The organism is Bifidobacterium sp. WK041_4_12 (genome assembly GCF_041080795.1).
In the GTDB taxonomy this organism is placed as follows: domain Bacteria; phylum Actinomycetota; class Actinomycetes; order Actinomycetales; family Bifidobacteriaceae; genus Bombiscardovia; species Bombiscardovia aquikefiricola.
This window is the reverse complement of sequence record NZ_CP129674.1, coordinates 876958-896697: the sequence shown is the minus strand read 5'-3', so window position 1 is coordinate 896697 and position 19740 is coordinate 876958. Positions and strand designations below refer to the sequence as shown.

Below are 19740 nucleotides of genomic sequence, written 5' to 3'. Positions count from 1 at the left end.
GAATATCACCACTGATTTTCGTCTTTATTTCAACACCATATCAACGATTATGGTGCTTATTACTTGAAAAAGGCCGCAAAACTCGATTATTGATGTTTCATTCTGACTCGTATGACGGAAAAGGCCGCAAAACTCAGCGTTGCAAGCATCAACACCGGCCGGATTGACGCACCAGTTCTTGCCAGGGCACCTTTCGTGGAACTATCTGCATCGGATGGCGGATTATTCCCTGCGGGTGGATTGTCTGGTTGAGCTGGTTCGGTCGGTTTCCCAGGCTTGTCAGGCTTATCAGGCTTATCAGGTTTCGGTGGGATTGGATCATCGAGGAAGATAACATTGCCGATATGCTCGGTTCCAGCATTGTCCGGCGTGACGATAATCGCATCCGAAACAGGATTGTCAGGTAACGTATAGCCGACCGGCGCTTTCCTCTCCATGAAGAGATAGTGGCCGAAATCGTTCACCTGAATGGAGCAGAAGCCATCTGATCCGCTGATGCATGAGTTGATAAGCGTATCGGTGCCATCATCAAACGTACCGTTGGCGTTGATATCCGCAATCAGATCAAACTCTGCTCCGCTCAATGGCTGCTTGGTATGTGATGCCAGTTTGAGCACCTTCACGAAGCTTGTAAGCGGAACATCGTTCACTGCACTGGGAATCAGTATGGATTCGTCGCCGCCTGCGCTGGCCTCATCGACATGCACCGTCGCCGTCGCGCCGTCACGTATTGCATAACCTTGCGGCGCTTGAGTCTCTAACCAGAAGAAGGTGCCGAATGCGGCTACTGTCACGGCACATTGTCCCGTGGGATTTGACTGAGTGATCAATGTGGTGCAACTGCCGACGATTTCTGTGTCAACCTCCGGATCGTAGAGCTGATTGGCATCTCGGTCACGAACCAAAGCAAAGACTGCTCCAGAAAGTGCAGTGCCTCTGAACGCATCCGTCTTTCGTATGAACAGTTGAGATTTCACAGGCGCATCGAAAAATTGAATTGCATCCCCTACGGGCTGATTTTCCGTCAGCACCAGGTCCTTCTCCTCACCGGAGAGGTCGTATCCCATGGGCGCTGAGCGTTCACGAATGAAATATCGGGTGCCCGTAGAGGCTGCCTTCAAATCCTCGAACGTGCAGCTGCCCTGCTGGGGACCGATCACCGGACTGGTGGTGCATGTGGAAATGAAGGAATCGGACTTGTCGTTAAACTCATTGTCGCCATCATCCATCCACAACTCAATAACGGCGCCTCCCAAGGGTTGCTCCGGCTGCTCCGGTTGCTCCGGTTGGGCAACGAACTTGTTCACGATGATGCGACCGGGATTGCGCGGATTCGTAAACTTCACCGCCTGCATCTGAGTACCAGCCGTCTCAGGCACGATATGAACCAGTGCGGATGTTTTATCACTGTCACTGTCAAGATCATGACCGGCTGGAGCGACCGTCTCTTCCCAGAAATACGAACCAAGACCCAGATTGGCGACTTCGCAGATGCCGCTGGCATCAGTCGTGCAGGAACCGACCAAGGAATCATCCTCATCATGCTGGTCGCCGACGGGAAGCTCAGGGTGAGCAGCCTTATAGAGTTCAAACACTGCGCCTTGGAGCACGTTACCGGTAACCGCATCAAGCTTGAGCAATCGCAGTGTGGTTGATTTCTCGGTGTCTGCGAAGACTTTCGGATTGTTCAGACCGTTGAAGACTGGACTTGCAATGACGACCACATCGCTGATTGGATTATTCGGCAGATCGTAACCCAGAGGAGCGGTGATCTCCTTCCAGAAGTAATGCCCGACTTGCAGATTGTTGACGCTGCAGGTGCCTTGCTGCTGGCTTGAGGTGGTGCAACTGCCCGCCAGCGTCACATCATTGGCATCGAAGCTGGTGCCATTGCTGTTGCTTCGATACAGCTCAAACACGGCACCTGACAGTGGCTGAGCGGTGGCAGCACTGATCTTCTTGACCGCCAGGGAGCTCGGTTTCGGCAGATCGCCCAGTTGATAGCGTACGGCTGAAGTGATGGGGACACCTGCCGAATCATAGCCATTATTCACAAGAACAATCGGTGAGCTCACCGCATTCTCCGGTAGCTGGTACCCATCAGGCGCCGTTACTTCCACGGCAAAATACACGCCGGCTGCCAACTGCTTGAACACGCACGATCCCTCGGAACCTGATGTGGTGCATTCCGTCAGTTTCTTGTCCGTGTCACTGTCAAAGGCGTTGTTGGCATTGCTGTCCTCATATAGCTCAACGACCGCCCCAGTGAGCGGCTTGCCTGTATCGAGTGCGCCGGAGACAGTGCGCGCCAGCTTTACGACGGTGATTCGTCCGGTTGGCCGTGGGTCTGAGAATTGATACGTCGCAAAGGTCTTTCCAGTATTCGAAGCATTGATGCTGATGACCGAAGACGTGCTGTCCTTCGGGATGACATACCCGTCCGGTGCTTGTGTTTCAACCCAGTAATACGCGCCAAATCCGAGATTGGATATCGTGCAGATTCCAGAACTCTCGGTAACGCAATCTCCAATCTTGGAGTCCGCGGGGTTTGGAGCATCGCCTGGCTGCTGTGATACATCATTCAGCCGATACAGGCTGAAAGCAGCACCTTGGAGGCTGAGCGAGGAATCGAGTGCAGATTTGCGTATTGAAAGCGCAGTCAGCGTCTGCTGATCGGCAAAGGTTATGGCATGATTCATTTCACCAGGCGCATTGACGGTCACTGTCTCGCTTAGCTGGTCTTCAGGAGCAGGAAGCTGATATCCTTGCGGTGCTGCGATTTCCTTCCAACGGTAGCTGCCAAAGTCAGTGACATTGATCGAGCAGCTTCCACGATGTTCATCATCGACAGCAATCGTTGACGTGGTGCATGTGCCAACGGGAATTGCCGCGTCATTGATGGGTTTGCTTGCATCATAGAGGGCGAAGGTGGCCCCGTCTAAGCTCTCTCCCGTGTCTGCATCGATTTTCTTGACGCTGACAGTACTGGGATTTGGCTTGTTTCCAAGCGAAATCGCAACGGATGGCGTGGCATCACTCAGCTCGATAGGTCCTTTGATGCGGTCTGCAACTTGTTCAGCAAGCTTATACCCTGCAGGCGCTTGCGTTTCTTCGACGAAATACGTGCGAATCTTGTTAGGACCTTGCGAAACGTTCAAATCCTTGAACGAGCAGGTGCCGTACGAATCAGGTGCGTTCGTATGCTCCCCGGATGTCGTGCATGTGTCGAGCATTTTGTCGGCATCATTGAGCGTCTTTGAACTATCAGTATCTTCATATATGGCAAAGACCGCACCCGCGAGCGCATCGGCGGTGAGCGTGCCATCGCTTTCCATACGAACTTTGGTGACGGTGATCGTTCCGGGATTTCTCGGATTCTTGAAGATATAGGGTTCCGTTGTGGTTCCAGCTTCCTCTGAACCAATTGTGATCACGTCTGAGGTCGTATGCTTAGGAATCTCGTATCCTTCGGGAGAAACCTGCTCTGCCCAGTAGTATCGTCCGAAGGGCAGCTCACCTACGGAGCATGTACCGGAACTATCGGTCACGCAGCTATCGAGGAGTGTGTCGTTGCCGCTCTCATTGGCGGTTTCTGGAGCTGGATCATCATCATCCGCCAATCGATACAATGCGAACTGCGCGCCTTCCAGAGGCAGGGAAGAGGCGTCGTTTGATACCTTACGAATGCTCAGCGTGCTCCACTTCTGGAAGTCCGCACTGCCGGTAACCGTGAATTGATTCGGCTGATTCACGGAATTTACATCAATCGTGATGGGAGTGACGGCTCCACAGCCGTCGGGAATCATACTCGCGTTGGGAAATACGCAGGTGTTGAGTTCGTACCCTGACGGGGCCTTAGTTTCTCGCCAATAATATGAGCCAAGAGTCGGTGCATCCACTGAGCAGACCCCTATGAGGTCATCTGTGGTGCAGCTGCCTACAGCGATGTCGTTTGTCTCTCCGTTGATGTCATCATCGAGATTTCCGACGATACGGTACAGCGTGTATACGGCACCGCCAACCTTAGTCAGATCATCGAGCGATATCTTGGAGATCGTGAGCTGCGTCGGTTTCGCGGCATTCGCCACTGACAAAGTTTTGCTGGTAATTGCATCACCCAAGTCGTCCAGATGCACTTTTGCAAACTTCGAGCAGCCATCAGCATCGACGTCGTAGCGGAAGCCTGCGGGGGCGATGCATTCTCGGTACAGATAATCTCCGGGCATCAAGTCTTCGATGGAGCATGTGCCGTTGTCGTTCGTCGTGCAGCTTCCACGTATGCTTCCTGGCGTTGATGACCCGGCGTCCGTCCACAGTTGGAAGGATGCGCCTTGAAGCCTTAGCGAATCATCGCTGGGATTGTCAGGGTTGCTGGCGTATTTGATGAAGTTCACCTCACCGGGATTGCGAGGATTCGTGAACACCATGGGCGTGATGGTCGTTCCCGCGTTGGTGGTGGTGACATGAATCGGCGCAGACGTGACATTTTCTGGCAGCGTTCCCGCTGCCACACCGGTTTCCGCCCAATAGTACGTTCCCAAATCACGAACGATTGTGCTGCACTGGCCGAGGTCGCTGGCGTCGCTTGATGTCACGCATGGTGCACCTATGGCTACATCGGCTGGATCTGGGGCATCCCCTATAGGCGCGTTCAGGTCTGCTCTTCGATACAGCTGGAAGGTGTATCCACCAGCCTCCGTAAGCGTGTTGTCGAATTGTCTCACCATTTTTTTCACGGTGAGGGTTGTGGGTTGTACCAGATTCTTCACCACGATGGTCTTCCTGATGGAATAGCCGAAGGTGATTTCGTTGTCTACCCATTTCCCGTCTGTCATCGGGTTCCATCCTGGCGGCGGATTCGAGTCCGCTCCAGGAAATATGCCAAATCGTGCATACCCGGAATCCACAGTGAAGGTCGAAGCGTTCGCATCGGCGGACACATACTTCCCTGCAGCAGACTCAACCCAATTCGTCGAAGAATGCTGGGGTGCAGTGCAAGGAGCGGTCTGTTTGACGCCGCCGACAATCTCGGCACATGTGTCAGCTGAATAGTCGTAGGTCAAACCCTGAGCAGACTTTCCCGTCGCGTCAGCCTGCTGTGACCATTGTTCGTACTCGAATTCTGGAATGTTTGGGGCTATCTGCCCATCCACAAGCTGATACAGCTTGCCCGTGATGCCTTCCAGGTTCGGAAGGCCATCGATGTCGGTCATCACATCGTTCTGACCTCGGCCGACGATTGGTGCCTTGATTCTGTTCACACCCAACTCGACCGAGACCAGATCGTCTGGATCATAGGTCTGCCGGGTATATGCATCACCTGCGGCAGAGTTGTTCGCAGCCGCATCGGTCGTTCCGGCATCGACGAAATAGCCGCCTTTCGAGTAGCTTATCGTCACTGGATAGGGATCGGGTTCATAGCCGACGACTGATGTGGTTTCACGCAGGTAATAGTTCCCGTACGCATAGGTATTGTGTAGCACGTCGTTCACGGTGAAGCTTGCGTTGCCATCGCCATCGGTGAAGACCTCATTGGTGAGTGTCTGTGCAGCGCCGCATGCGCTGGCCGGTTGGGCCTCCGAAGCGCACGCCTTATCGGTGAAGATGGTAAAACCTACGTTCTGCAAGGGGTTACCGTGCCCGTCAACCTTGCGGACGCTGATGATTTCGGGGGTATTCGGAACGATGATGTCCGAGACTCGCTGCCGGCTGAAGGAGTTGTAATTCAGCAGAATCTTGTCGTTGCCTGATCCCAGATCAAGATAGTAGAGTACGTCAAAGTTGAGTTCGGTACGGTTGGGAATGTTGTAATCGGTGATCAGTCCTGGCAAATCCGTCGTTCCCACTCGATAGCTCGAACCATAGGGTTCAAAATCGTAGACCTTGGCACTCAGGAGATCCGAATTGAGTATCACGCCGTTGGCATCGGTGGTGACCGCGGCATACTGGCTGGCGGCAGCGTTGGTTACGGGCGAAATTTCTCGCCATCCGGTCGAACTGGAGCCATTCATCAGATGGTAGCCCGTTTGCTGCCAGGAGTTCGAATCATCAGGGTTGGTGATTTGGCTAGGCGCTGAAGGAAAATCAACGTTATGGCTGGTCGGCGCTCTGACGACCATGGCCTTCAGACCACCTCCGGCTGCAATGGCGTGCCTGATGTCGTCCAGGGAAAATGATGTCTGAGAGGAGTCATCGCACACGCCAGAAGTATTTTCGTTATATCCTGGCGAACCACTCAATCCCGGACACCAGCGATATATCGTCGAGTTCACCGGACTCGCCCACGAATCGAAGCTTGTCTCAACGCCGGTTTCGTAATAGTTCATCACGTTCAGCGTGCCCATGCCTGGAACGACGGTGCCATCGCTTTGCTTAATCGGGATGAATTGCAGATGAATGTCGTTGAGCAGCAGACCGTATCCGGGTGGAGCCTTGGTCTCTCTGAGCACGAAATAATCGGTGTCATAGCTGCCGAAATTCAGCTGGGCCCCGGTGTCATCATCGACGAAGGTAATCGCTCCATCCTTATCTGTGGTGAAGGTACCAATCGGCGTGAGACCATCGACGCTGTAATCGGCTTGCGTGTTATAGAGCGCAAAGCTGGCTTCCTGACCTGCCTTGGTAGCAATCGGCGTTCCCTCGATGTCGGTTTTCTGCAGATGTGCGGCCGGCATGAAATTCAGGTTGGTCGTGATCTCCAGATTGGACTGATAGTTGCCGCGTTCGAGATAGAACAGCGAGAAATGATGGCGTGTGCCATCCACGAAGGTGCTGCCCTGCCATCCTGACGGGGGTGTAATGCCTGCAGCAGCATATTGCTTCTGCAAGGTTGACGAGGTGATGACCTGTCCGGTTGCGCCCTTGACCGTAACAGCACCCGTTTTGAAGTTCACCGAGCCGCTGGCGGGAGCATGCGAACCGCCCAGATCAAGTACGAGCGCCCCATCGATGAACACCCACATGTCATCGTCTCCCGAGAAGTCGAACACCATGTCGTCGCTTGTTCCCGAGGATGAACCTATGACCCCGCCCAACGGCTGCGTGAAGGTCGACAGCATGCCAAGTCCGAAATAATGGTTGATGGAGGGGTCGGTAACCGATATCGAATTGGCTTCACCATTGGTAAATACCTGATCCGCCGTGTTGAAGGGGAAGAACTGCCCGACGTTGCTTCCGGTCTGCACTGCAGGTTTGTTATACACGTCGAATTGGCTGGTTTCAGCATTATAGGATGCGAAGTTTTCCTTTGAATTATAGGTGAGATAGTTGCCATCGGTCTTGAAAAGATTGGCACCGGTAACCTCATAGTTCGCTCGACCCTCATGTGCGACCGCAGGATTGAACAGGTAATCAAGCGAAGCCTGCCCGTAACTCGCCAACTTGGGGAAACTGTCTGAAAGCGCAGGTTGCACGATGCCCTGATAGACTGAATTTCCGGCGGAAAGATTCATTGCATTCGAACCATAGGAGCTCAGATTGCAGCCTGAAGGAGGCCATTTCAAATCCTTGGCGAACTTCAACCCTTCGCCTTGCACTCCTCCACTGTTCAGGCTGGCAGGACCGTTGATTCCCGATGTAAGGAAGGTTTTCCAGGCGGCACAGGTCGAGGCAGGTGCGTTGTCTGGAGAACTTTGCTTGTCGATCCAGTAGTCGAAGAGCTGCATCGAGGTGGACGGCATCATCACCGTTTCAATCTTTTCCAGCTTACCGGCTGCCGAAGATTCTTCATATGGGAATACAAGCATCGATGCCACAATCGCCAGAGCGAGACAGGCAGCTCCGAAGGCATGGAGATGCGGTTGCTTGACACTATGGGCAATGGCGGTCAGAACTCTGATATCTCGCATGATCTCTCCCTCGAACTCCCAGGCTCACCATGCGATGCCTTCGCATGGTGAGAAGCCGTGGCACTCTAAGTAAGAGAGTAATATACAAGGAGTATATTTTCATACATATCGTGAAAAGAATCGTAAAGCGTCAACGGTGGATGCTCTCGTGGGTCAGCTTATGTCAAAAGCGACAACATGCAGAAAGGTTTGGGTCATCTGGAACGATGCCGATGACCCATGTATATGTCAGAACGGCAAGTCTGGCTTAACGACGTTGCCGTATCGCCACGCACACTCTTCTGGTGGCCTCAGCGAGTTCCGATTCAGGCTTCAACAGACTCAAGCGCACAAAACCGGCCCCCGTCGGGCCAAAGTCCGAACCTGCAAGGACGGCAACTCCTGCCGTATGCAGCAACCATGTCGTAAAGTCACGGTCATTGTCACCCTGCGGCACGCGCATCCACGCGAAAAGACCCCCATGAGCTTCACACAGATGCAGTCCAGCCTGTGCGAGTCCTGCTTTCAAGGTTTCAAAACGTTTCTTGTATCGTGCTGCAAGCACGCCAACCGAAGCCTGATCGCTGTTGAGCGCGACGGTTCCCGCATCAAGCACCGTAGAGGTAACCAGCAGCGTCGTCTGCAGATTCAAGCCCTTGATGGCATCCATAAGGACAGGATTGCCAGCGATGAAGCCACCACGCCATCCTGCCACCATATACATTTTCGATAGTGAGCACAGCTCCACAGCAACATCCATTGCACCCGGCGTTTCCAGCAGACTGATGGGAGCGGTTTCATCGAAGCCGATGCCCGCATACGCAAAATCATGCATGATGATGAAGTGGTAGCGTTTCGCGAGAGCGACCGCCTTCGCAAAGAATTCCGGGGTGGCTACGGCACCGGTGGGATTATTCGGGTAATTGAGTATGAGCAGCTTGGCTTGACTCCATACGGCTTCATCTACAGCGTCGAGATCTGGAAGAAAACCATGCTCCTCGTCGGTCGGTATCGCATGCAGACGGCCTTGCGCAACGGCTGTTGAACCCTCATATTGCGGATAGTAGGGGCCTGGAACTACAACGAGGTCACCGGGATTGATCAGAGTGAGCAGAACAAGCCCTATCCCGACCGATGCTCCACTGACCGCAAGCAGCTGGGTTGTCGCATCGAGATTGACGCCATGCTCACGTTGATACCATGATGCAGCCGCCTGCAGGAATGCGGGCTTGCCATGGAACGCCGTGTATCGAAAATCTGCGGGGTCGTGCGTCGCACGGACGGCCTCATCGATCACGAACTCTGGCGGCTCCCCGTCAGGGTTGCCCTTGCTCAGATCGATGACATCCTCGCCGTTGGCAACCGCGCGTGCGACTCGCGCATCACCCATGGCAAAGGGATTGCCGGGGATATGCCGCGCTCTCGTCGCGATCATGCTGTCAAGCTTGAAATCGACATCAGGCTGACTGTAGTGCGACGCCTGACTGTGCGACGCCTGACTGTGCGAAGACTGACTGTGCGATACCTGACGCTGCGCTGTTTGTTCTGCATCCATCGATTGTTCCATATGTTCTGTGTGCTCCATATTCAATGCTGCCTCACTCATTAACGACCATCCTAAGCTCAACACATAGTTCGAAACGTTTCAACTGCGCAACTCTGGTGAATCTGCTGATTCTTGCACCCCTGGTGAGTCCGATGAGTGAATCCCATGAGTGAATCCTAAGAGTGAATCCTATGACTTTAATGAATCCTATGAGTGAATCTTATGATTCTGGTGACGCTTCGGTTGACGCTTCGGAACGCTGCGCATCTCGTCTGCCGACAAAATGCGTCATCGCATCATTGGCGTGCATGATCTCGAGCATGCGATCCGCCAACGAGACAGGTAAGGCAGACAGCAGGGTGGCGAGTCCGCCAACCGTAGGAACGAACAAACGCTCCTTACCCTTCGCAATCGCATCGACAATCGTGTGAGCCACCGTGTCCGTGCTGAGCATGTGCATCGCCTGACGAAGCAGTCCAGCATCCACGCCGGAAAACATGCCAGTGTCTATGTAATAGGGGCAGACCAGCAGCGTCTTGACTGAAGCGCGCTCATGCTTCAATTCAGCCCTGAGCGCATTGGTGAAGCCCACAGCCGCATATTTACTTGCCGAGTAATCCGTTTGACCCGCCACGGAGACGAAGCCCGCGATCGAGGCGACATTGACGATGATGGCTCTGCGATGCTTCTCAAGTTCCTTCAGGAATGCCTTGGTCGTCCAGAACAGCGCCATGCTGTTGACTCCAAAGGTCTGTCTCACGCTTCTATCGTCCAGCTCCTTGAAAGGCTTGCCGCTGATGATTCCTGCGTTGTTGATCACGACGTTGACTCCCCCCAGGGCTTCGATCGTTTTCAATGCTGTGCGGTTGACCGCAGGAGCCTGCGAAACATCGACTCGGAATGGGAAAGCCACCGGATGATCCTCGCTGCCATAGCGCTCGTTGAGTTCATCGGCCACTTCTTGAATGTTGGTCTTGTGCCAGCCCCATAGTGCGACTCTTCCGCCTTCGGCCACGATTTCTTCGGCCATGCTCCGTCCGATGCCGGAGCCAGCTCCGGTGATGACGACGCGAGCACCGGCAAAACGGCGATCAGAGCGTTGCTCACGCATGTCTCTATTCCCTTGAATCATCCCATTGATGGCGCTGGTGATGCTGTTCACAAAGGATTGTGCTTCGATCATGCCCCCATGCTAGTTGAAGCAGTCGATGACCGTGCGCATTATGGCAGAAAATAGACCCTCGCGCGCATAATGGCAGCGTAAGCGGTATCACTCACCATCTTCCACTTTTGAAAGCAGCTCAGATCGTGAACAATCATGCACTTGGTTCTCCATTAGGTACACAGCGTACGAAAGTACTGATGCTCGGTTCCGGAGAGTTGGGCAAGGAGATCGTCATCGAACTCATGCGTCTGGGGGCTTGGGTCTGCGCCGCGGACAGCTATGAGGGAGCACCTGCGGCTCAGGTGGCGCATGAAGCGCGCGTGCTCGACATGGCCAATCCCGACCAGCTCGATGCACTCATTGACGAGATTCAACCCGACATCATCATTCCAGAGGTGGAGGCCATCGCCACGCAGGAATTGCACAAGGCCGTCGACGCAGGGATTCAGGTCACGCCAAGCTCGCAGATTGCGGCAATTTGCATGGATCGCGAACGACTGCGCGTTCTGGCTCATGAAACGTTGGGATTGCCAACGACTCCCTACCGTTTCGCTGGCAGCTACCAAGAACTTGTCGCTGGCGCGAAGGCTGTGGGGTTCCCCTGCGTCATCAAGCCGATTATGAGTTCATCGGGACATGGGCAATCGGTTGCCCGGGCTGCAGATGATCTGGAAGCCTCATGGGCCGAGGCTCAGCATGGCCGCCGAGCTGCGGATGATGGCGAAGTGTCGCGTGTCATCGTTGAAGCCTTCGCTCCATTGGAATCAGAACTTACGGTACTCACCGTCAGCTCTTCGGCTGGAGTCGTGACATGCCAGGCGATAGGCCAGCGTCAGGAGGATGGCGATTACCGTGAATCATGGCAGCCTGTGGGCCTTGACCAGAAGGTGCTCGACAGGGCGCACGAATTGGCTGTCCAGATAGTGGATGGTTTGGTGGACGTCGCACATCAGCATCAGGAACCAGGCTGGGGGGTGTTCGGCGTGGAACTCTTCGTGCTCAAGGATGGTTCCTTGCTGTTCAACGAGGTATCCCCTCGTCCACACGATACCGGCATGGTCACGATCATGTCACAGCGCCTGAGCGAATTTGCGCTTCATGCCCGTGCGGTTCTTGGAATTCCCGTGTCTTCAAACGACACACGGCTTTCCATTCCTCAAGGCATGACGGCCGCAAGTCGTGCAATCGTGGTCGAAGGCGATGGAGAGGTGGTATTCACCGGCGTCGAACAGGCGCTTTCGACCAGTGATTCAGAACTTCGTCTCTTTGGCAAGCCGGCAGTTCATGGTCATAGAAGAATGGGCGTTGCGCTCTCGACTGCGGCCGGAACCGACGCTGCCAGGGAGAAGACGCGAAGCCTTCTCGACAAGCTCCACATCGACGTTCTCCCAGCAGATCAGAACACGTCAATCGCGTGACATTCTTGTAGCACGTCATTGATAGTCTGTGCCTTGTTCATTCACCATTCATCTACTCCGAATATCCGATCACGCAGCATCAGAAAGGCTAGCAATGGAGAAAAGGGAGTTGCTTTACGAAGGTAAAGCCAAGAAACTATATGCAACCGACGACCCAGACATTCTGTGGGTTGAATATATGAATCAGGCAACGGCTGGTAACGGGGCCAAAAAGGAACAGATCGCCGGCAAAGGCCAGCTGAACAACACCATCACCTCCCTGATTTTCAAACTCCTGCAACGAAAAGGCATTGCCAGCCATTTTGTTAAGCGCCTTTCGAACAACGATCAGCTCGTGCACAAGATGACCATGTTCCCCCTTGAAATCGTTATGCGCAATGTCGCCGCCGGCTCCTTCGCCAAGCGTTACGGCATCAAGGAAGGCACGGAACTCTCCTCCCCTGTGCTTGAATTCTTCTATAAAAGCGATCCGCTGAACGATCCCTTCATCAACAACGACGATATCCTCTCCCTTCAGCTTGCAAGCAGGGAGCAGTTGGAAATCATCTCCGCCAAGGCGCGAGAGATCAATCAGGCGCTGCGTTCGATGTTCGCGGCCATTGACGTCAAGCTCGTTGATTTCAAGGTGGAAATGGGCACGACCAGCGACGGCATGATCCTTCTTGCCGACGAGATAACCCCCGACACCTGCCGCCTGTGGGATACACGGCATGCAGGCGTTGCGAACGAGAAGTCAGAAGGCGTTGCCATCGAGCATCTCGACAAGGACATCTTCCGCAGAGACCTGGGAAGCATCATTCCTGCGTACGAAGAGATTCTTGACAGGCTCACGTCACTCGATGATTCGCACAGTCAATCTGAGATTACACAGAACTGAATTACCATCATGCGTTGAGTGTTTGTAGGAGCGGTGAAACTGCGTTGCGGTGCTTCACCGTTCCTACGTTTTGGAAGCAATTCTTCATCACACAGTATTCATCTTCATCACACAGTATTCGTCATTAACTACAGTATTCGTCAATAACTAGTGAACAATAGCCGTAGGAACAACTTCCGTGGCTTTGCCCGGAATGGTCATGAGAGGAAAGTACTTTGGTCTTTCGCGTGTATGTCGAAAAAAGTTCGGGCTTCGATGTTCAGGCTCGGCATCTTGCACATGAGCTGACATCCATCGTTGGAATTTCAGGATTGCGCAGCCTGCGCGTCATCAACCGCTACGATGTTGAGGGAATTTCCAAGGAACTCTTCGACGCCTGCATCCCGACAGTATTCAGTGAACCTCAGAGTGACACCGTCACCTATGAACTGCCTGTGCTGCCGATCTCCACAACCTTCGCCGTGGAATACCTTCCCGGTCAGTTCGATCAGCGCGAAGAGTCTGCCAGTGAATGCATCCAGCTGATCAGCCAAGGCGAGCGCCCCACAGTTCGTTCGGCAACCATCTATGCTCTTGACGGCGATCTGACCGCATCAGACATGGAAGCGGTGAAATCTTACGTCATCAACCCCGTCGAAGCTCGCGAAGCGTCGCTGGCGCAACGCGACTCTCTCGACCTGCATCTTGCTCAACCATCGCAGGTGGAGATTCTCGACGGCTTCAGAGAGCTTGACGAAGCTGGACTGCTCGACATGATCGCGAAGCGTGATCTGGCCATGGATGTGGACGATCTTGCATTCTGCCAAGACTATTTCCGCAGTGAACAGCGCGATCCCAGCATCACCGAGATCAAGGTCATCGACACCTACTGGTCCGACCATTGCAGGCATACGACATTTGGCACTGAGCTCAAGTCCATCACCATCGACGATGCGACCGTACAGGCGGCGTTCAAACGCTACCTGTCCATAAGACACGAACTTGGCCGCGACGAGAAGCCACGCTGCCTGATGGACATGGCGACGATTGGCGCGAAGTATCTCAAGTCCAAGGGGATACTGAAGAATCTTGACGAATCCGAAGAAATCAATGCCTGCACGGTAAAGACCAAGGTCGATGTTGACGGTGAACAGCAGGATTGGCTATTCCTCTTCAAGAACGAAACCCACAATCATCCAACGGAAATCGAACCCTTTGGCGGTGCGGCAACCTGCATCGGCGGAGCGATCCGTGATCCGTTGTCCGGAAGAAGCTACGTGTATCAGGCGATGCGGGTGACCGGAGCCGCCGATCCGCGAACGCCGGTGAGTGAAACCCTGCAGGGCAAGCTTCCCCAACGCAAGATCGTCACGACTGCAGCTGACGGATACTCCTCCTATGGCAACCAGATTGGGCTTGCCACCGGTCAGGTTCATGAAATCTACCATCCAGGCTATGTGGCCAAGCGCATGGAAGTCGGTGCCGTGGTGGGTGCCACTCCTGCGAACCATGTGCGCCGCGAGACACCAGCTCCGGGAGACAGCATCATTCTGCTCGGCGGTCGAACAGGGCGTGACGGCATTGGCGGGGCTACGGGTGCTTCGAAATCTCAGAATGCGGAAAGCCTTGAGGACTGTGGAGCGGAAGTGCAGAAGGGCAACCCCATAGTCGAGCGCAAACTGCAGCGACTGTTCCGCCGAGGCGATGCAGCGAAGCTGATCAAGCGCTGCAACGATTTCGGCGCTGGTGGCGTTTCCGTCGCCACTGGAGAGCTGGCCGACGGATTGTTGATTAACCTCGATGCGGTCAAGAAGAAGTATGCAGGGTTGAACGGAACCGAGCTCGCCATTTCCGAAAGCCAGGAACGCATGGCCGTGGCCCTTGATTCCGACGATGTCGATGAATTCATGCGATACGCCAAGGAAGAGAATCTTGAGGCAACCGTCGTCGGGAAGGTGAGCGAAGAAAAGCGCCTGCGCATGGAATGGAGAGGCGATACCATCGTTGATATCAGCCGCGAATTCCTCGCCTCGAATGGTGCACCCAAACGCGCAGACGTACATGTCGAACATCCGCTGGACTACCAGACGGCCTGGCATGGCAGAAATCTCGAAGAACGTCTGCATGCTCTCGTCACCGATCTGAACGTGTGCTCGAACAAGGGTCTTTCCGAACGCTTCGACAGCACCATCGGCGCATCGACCGTGCTGATGCCATTCGGCGGTCGCAGGCAGCTCACCACCAGCATGGCCATGGTTGCCAAGTTCCCGGTCCCTGGCGAAACGACGACCGTCAGCGGCATGGCGTGGGGCTTTAACCCCTATATCACCGAGAAAAATCAATACACCGGTGCATATCTGGCCGTGATCGAAAGCGTTGCCAAGCTGGTTGCGGCAGGTTTCCACAAGCGGGACATGTATCTTTCTCTTCAGGAATATTTCGAAAAACTCGGGAGTTCTCCCGAACGATGGGGCAAACCTTTCGCAAGCGTGCTGGGAGCGTTGAGCGCTCAGCTTGATCTGGGTGTCGGTGCCATCGGCGGCAAGGATTCCATGAGCGGCAGCTTTGAAAAGCTTGACGTTCCTCCAACGCTGATAAGCTTCGCCGTTGCAGTGGGTACGCTCTCCCATGTCATATCCCCCGAACTCAAGAAGGCCGGAAGCCGACTGATTCGGGTGACGCCACGCTATCTGCCAGACAACATGACTCCGGAGGTCAAGGGTCTGACCGATTCCATCGCCATCGTCGAGAAACTGATCGATGAAGGCAACACCCTTGCAGTGTCAACTCCAGGCTACGGCTGCACGGCGGCAGCGCTCTTCGACATGACGCTCGGCAACCACATAGGCCTGCGCTTGAATGACGGCATCCAATCGGATTCTCTGTTTCTGCCCGCGTACGGCAGCTTCATCGTCGAGTTTCCCGATGATGCTGACATTCCTGAATCCACAGGCATGGCTGTCGTCCAGGAGATTGGCGTCACCACCGAGGAATATCAGTTCGCGACGAGTGATGAACGCGTTGACCTTTCCAAGCTTCAGGAAGACTGGGAACATCAGCTCGAAGATGTCTTCCCCTATCGCAGCAGCGAATCAGCCGAAGAGTTGAAGGTCAAGACGATCAGCTTCACCAAGCCCGAAGCTCGCCATGATGCACATGCTGAAACATCAAGTTCCACAGTTCAGCACACTGCCCATCCCCGTGTCATCATTCCGGTGTTCCCCGGAACCAACTGCGAGTTTGACACCATTCGAGCATTCGAACGAGCCGGAGCAGAAACGTCCACGCTGGTCATTCGCAATCTCACGCCAAGCGATGTCACGCAGAGCGCTCAGGCACTTGAGGAAGCCATACGCAACAGTCAGATCGTGATGCTGCCTGGAGGATTCTCAGGCGGCGACGAACCTGATGGATCGGCCAAGTTCATCGCGGACTTCTTCCGCTCCCCTGCTATCACCGAAGCGGTTCGTGATCTGCTCAACAACCGCGATGGCCTGATGCTTGGCATTTGCAACGGTTTCCAGGCGTTGGTCAAGCTTGGGCTGGTGCCATATGGTGACATTGTGCCCATGACGAAGGCAAGTCCCACGCTGACGTACAACACCATCGGCCGTCACCAGAGCAAACTCGTTCGCACGCGCATCGGCTCAACGATGTCCCCCTGGCTGAGTCGCTCCGAGGTCGGAGATACCCATACCATTGCCATTTCCCATGGCGATGGACGCTTCGTTGCAGGAACTGACATGCTGAATCTTCTGGCGGGCAACGGGCAGATCGCGACACAGTACGTTGACGCTAACGGCGTTCCTTCCATGGATCTGGACGTGAATCCGAACGGATCCGTCATGGCCATCGAGGGCATCACCAGTCCCGACGGTCGCATTCTCGGCAAGATGGCTCATACCGAGCGTTCGGGCAACGGTTTGTACCAGAATGTTCCCGACGCAAGCGTTCGCGAACCTCTTATCGAGAGTGGCGTCGACTATTTCAGGGCCTGATCGGTTGAGAGTGCGAGTTTTGTTGCCTTTTTCCAGAATACGGCTCCAAAAGTGGCTTCATGTCGTTGGGAAGACGGCCTTAAACTGCGGTTCTTCCCAAAAAAGGCAACAAAAGTCAGCATCTCAAAGCTCAACGGCTTGTAACACGCTGTTGGTATCCTTGGTAAGGAAGCAAATTCCTTCTATTCCCTCATTTTTTGGAAGGAGCTGGTGTCATGTCCGCTGAGCTTGAAGGCCTACATGAAGAATGTGGTGTATTTGGTGTCTGGGGTCATCCAGATGCTGCTCGACTTACATATTTTGGTCTACACGCTCTGCAACACCGTGGTCAGGAAGGTGCCGGCATCGTATCGAATGACGATGGCAAGCTGATCGGTCATCGCGGTCTTGGACTGCTCACCCAGGTTTTCTCCGACGAAGCCGAAATATCAAGGCTTACCGGTTCCAAAACCATTGGTCACGTGCGCTATGCAACAGCAGGTTCTGGTTCGATAGACAACATTCAGCCATTCATCTTCCGCTTCCACGATGGCGACGTTGCGCTGTGTCATAACGGCAATCTCACCAACTGCACAACCTTGAAGCAAAGCTTGGAAAGCGAAGGCGCGATCTTCCACTCCAACTCCGACACTGAAATTCTGATGCACCTCATCCGTCGCGCACCAGGCAAGAATTTCATCGAGAAGCTGAAGGTGGCATTGAATCAGGTACATGGCGGTTTCGCCTACCTGCTCATGACCGAAGACAGCATGATTGGTGCCCTGGATCCCAACGGATTCCGTCCACTCTCGCTCGGCCGCATGAAGAACGGTGCCTACATTCTGGCATCGGAAACCTGCGCGCTCGACATCGTCGGCGCAGAACTCGTCCGTGACATTCGACCTGGTGAAATCGTCATCGTTGACGATTCAGGCTATCGCATCGAGAAATACACGGAAAACACCCAGCTTGCCATCTGTTCGATGGAATTCATCTATTTTGCACGTCCCGATTCCAACATCTATGGCATCAATGTGCATTCGGCACGCAAGCGCATGGGGGCTCGTCTGGCAGAGGAAGATCCTGTCGACGCCGACATGGTCATAGGCGTTCCCAACTCTTCGCTTTCAGCAGCATCCGGCTATGCTGAAAAAAGCGGCATCCCCAACGAAATGGGTCTGATCAAGAATCAGTATGTTGCCCGCACCTTCATTCAGCCCACTCAGGAACTGCGCGAACAGGGCGTACGCATGAAGCTCGCCGCCGTGCGCGGTGTCGTGGCAGGCAAGCGCGTCATCGTGATTGATGACAGCATCGTTCGCGGCACAACATCACGCAGAATCGTGCGGTTGCTCAGGGAAGCAGGTGCCACCGAGGTTCATATGCGCATCGCCTCGCCGCCACTCAAATACCCCTGCTATTACGGCATTGACATCCAGCGCAGTTCTGAACTGATTGCAGCCAAGAAGTCGGTTGAGGAAATCCGCGAATACATCGGTGCGGACTCACTCAAGTTCCTCAGCGTCAAGGGTCTTGTCGACTGCATCGGCATGCATGATCCGGCACCATACGGCGGCCTATGCGTGGCTTATTTCAACGGCGACTATCCAACCAGACTCGATGACTACGAGGACGATTTTCTTGCCGCCCTCACACCGGAAGATCGTCGTCGCATCACGCATTTCGCCAAAAGCAACAGCCATTACACCGACAACGAATTCGCACGGTCATATGCCACTGCCTAGCAACCGCTACTGCCGTTGCCACGTGACTCATTCACGGCAACGGCAGTAGACGGAGCAGTTATGATACGACCGCTCAAGCGATAAGCGTCCAAACTCAATCAGCAACCAACAATCATCACAGAACCGATAGGAGACACACGTCATGCCCACAGCATATGAGAATGCAGGGGTCAGCGTCGAAGCTGGATACGAAGTCGTTGAACGAATCCAGCAGCATGTTGCCCGTACAGCACGCAAGGGCGCAGGCGGCATCGGTGGCTTTGGCGGAACATTCGACCTTTCAGCTCTGGGCTACAGCCAACCAGTGCTCGTCTCGGGCACCGATGGGGTCGGCACCAAACTCATGGTTGCCAAGGCAGCGCACAAGCATGACAGCATCGGCATCGACTGCGTGGCCATGTGTGTCAACGACATCGTCGCGCAGGGAGCCGAACCGCTGTTCTTCCTCGACTACATCGCATGCGGCAAGAATGATCCCGAACTCCTGGAGCAGGTGGTCAAGGGCGTAGCAGACGGATGCATGCAGGCGGGTGCAGCGCTTGTCGGTGGCGAAACCGCCGAAATGCCAGACATGTATGAGTCAGACGAGTATGATCTCGCAGGCTTCACGGTAGGCGTTGTCGAAAAGGACAAGCTCATCGATGGAAGCGCCATCGAGCAGGGCGACATCATCATCGGTCTGCCATCATCGGGCGTTCATTCCAACGGTTTCTCGCTGGTTCGCAAGGCCCTGTTCAAGGACGGTGGCCTCAATGTCGATTCAAGGCTTGAAGCGCTGGGCGACGAGACGCTGGGCGAGGAACTGCTCAAACCCACAAAGATCTATGCGAAGGCCTTGAAGCCATTGTTCGCCACCGATGTGCTGCACGGGGTCGCACACATCACAGGCGGTTCGTTCGTTGAGAAAGTGCCGCGCATCATTCCCGAAGGTCTTGCGGCGGCGTTCGACATCGACAGCTGGGATGTTCCTCCCATCTTCAAGATTCTTCAGCAATACGGACATGTCGACCCTCTTGAGATGTATAACATCTTCAACATGGGCATCGGCATGGTGCTCATGGTTGCACCGGAATCTGTGGCTGAAGTCGTCAGATTGCTTGATGCTGAGAACGAACCGCACTATATCGTCGGGCGAATCGTCAAGGACAATGGAGCACGGGTCGAATTGCGTCACGGCATCTGATCGAATCAGGCTGCAACGAGTGGT

Annotated in this window: 8 protein-coding genes; 5 read left to right on the top strand and 3 right to left on the bottom strand. The window is 54.4% G+C overall.

The features are described 5' to 3' along the window. Positions 1-86: 86 nt before the first annotated feature. The 3 genes from QN215_RS03885 to QN215_RS03875 all read right to left on the bottom strand — a co-directional run bounded on the left by QN215_RS03885 (position 87) and on the right by QN215_RS03875 (position 10555). Entirely contained in the window at positions 87-7847 is a 7761-nt protein-coding gene (locus QN215_RS03885; RefSeq protein WP_369344796.1) for a SpaA isopeptide-forming pilin-related protein, read from the bottom strand. Positions 7848-8094: 247 nt separating this feature from the next. Continuing rightward, positions 8095-9381 (bottom strand): pyridoxal phosphate-dependent aminotransferase, encoded by a 1287-nt coding sequence (locus QN215_RS03880; RefSeq protein ID WP_369344795.1) that lies wholly within the window; start codon positions 9379-9381, stop codon positions 8095-8097. Between the two features lie 211 nt (positions 9382-9592). Further along, a complete protein-coding gene (locus QN215_RS03875) occupies positions 9593-10555 on the bottom strand; it encodes an SDR family NAD(P)-dependent oxidoreductase (RefSeq protein WP_369344794.1) in 963 nt (320 codons plus the stop codon). A 122-nt stretch (positions 10556-10677) separates the two neighbouring features. Here QN215_RS03875 and purT point away from each other — a divergent pair, with 122 nt between their 5' ends. From purT to purM, 5 genes are all read left to right on the top strand, one after another. Then, positions 10678-11955, top strand: a complete 1278-nt coding sequence (purT, locus tag QN215_RS03870) for a formate-dependent phosphoribosylglycinamide formyltransferase (RefSeq protein ID WP_369345054.1) — start codon at positions 10678-10680, stop codon at positions 11953-11955. Positions 11956-12049: 94 nt separating this feature from the next. After that, on the top strand, positions 12050-12832 hold the full coding sequence (purC, locus tag QN215_RS03865) for a phosphoribosylaminoimidazolesuccinocarboxamide synthase (protein WP_369344793.1): 783 nt from the start codon (positions 12050-12052) through the stop codon (positions 12830-12832). A gap of 215 nt (positions 12833-13047) precedes the next feature. After that, positions 13048-16809 (top strand): phosphoribosylformylglycinamidine synthase, encoded by a 3762-nt coding sequence (locus QN215_RS03860; protein ID WP_369344792.1) that lies wholly within the window; start codon positions 13048-13050, stop codon positions 16807-16809. A 215-nt stretch (positions 16810-17024) separates the two neighbouring features. After that, positions 17025-18533 (top strand): amidophosphoribosyltransferase, encoded by a 1509-nt coding sequence (purF, locus tag QN215_RS03855; RefSeq protein WP_369344791.1) that lies wholly within the window; start codon positions 17025-17027, stop codon positions 18531-18533. Between the two features lie 142 nt (positions 18534-18675). Next, a complete protein-coding gene (gene purM, locus QN215_RS03850) occupies positions 18676-19716 on the top strand; it encodes a phosphoribosylformylglycinamidine cyclo-ligase (RefSeq protein ID WP_369344790.1) in 1041 nt (346 codons plus the stop codon). The last annotated feature ends 24 nt before the right edge of the window (positions 19717-19740 follow it).

What these genes read in the sequence shown, in the direction of transcription:
- purM (WP_369344790.1), top strand. Translation starts at nt 18,676, where the DNA reads ATGCCCACAGCATATGAGAATGCAGGGGTCAGCGTCGAAGCTGGATAC.
- purC (WP_369344793.1), top strand. Translation starts at nt 12,050, where the DNA reads ATGGAGAAAAGGGAGTTGCTTTACGAAGGTAAAGCCAAGAAACTATAT.
- QN215_RS03885 (WP_369344796.1), bottom strand. Translation starts at nt 7,847, where the DNA reads ATGCGAGATATCAGAGTTCTGACCGCCATTGCCCATAGTGTCAAGCAA.
- purF (WP_369344791.1), top strand. Translation starts at nt 17,025, where the DNA reads ATGTCCGCTGAGCTTGAAGGCCTACATGAAGAATGTGGTGTATTTGGT.
- QN215_RS03880 (WP_369344795.1), bottom strand. Translation starts at nt 9,381, where the DNA reads ATGGATGCAGAACAAACAGCGCAGCGTCAGGTATCGCACAGTCAGTCT.
- QN215_RS03875 (WP_369344794.1), bottom strand. Translation starts at nt 10,555, where the DNA reads ATGATCGAAGCACAATCCTTTGTGAACAGCATCACCAGCGCCATCAAT.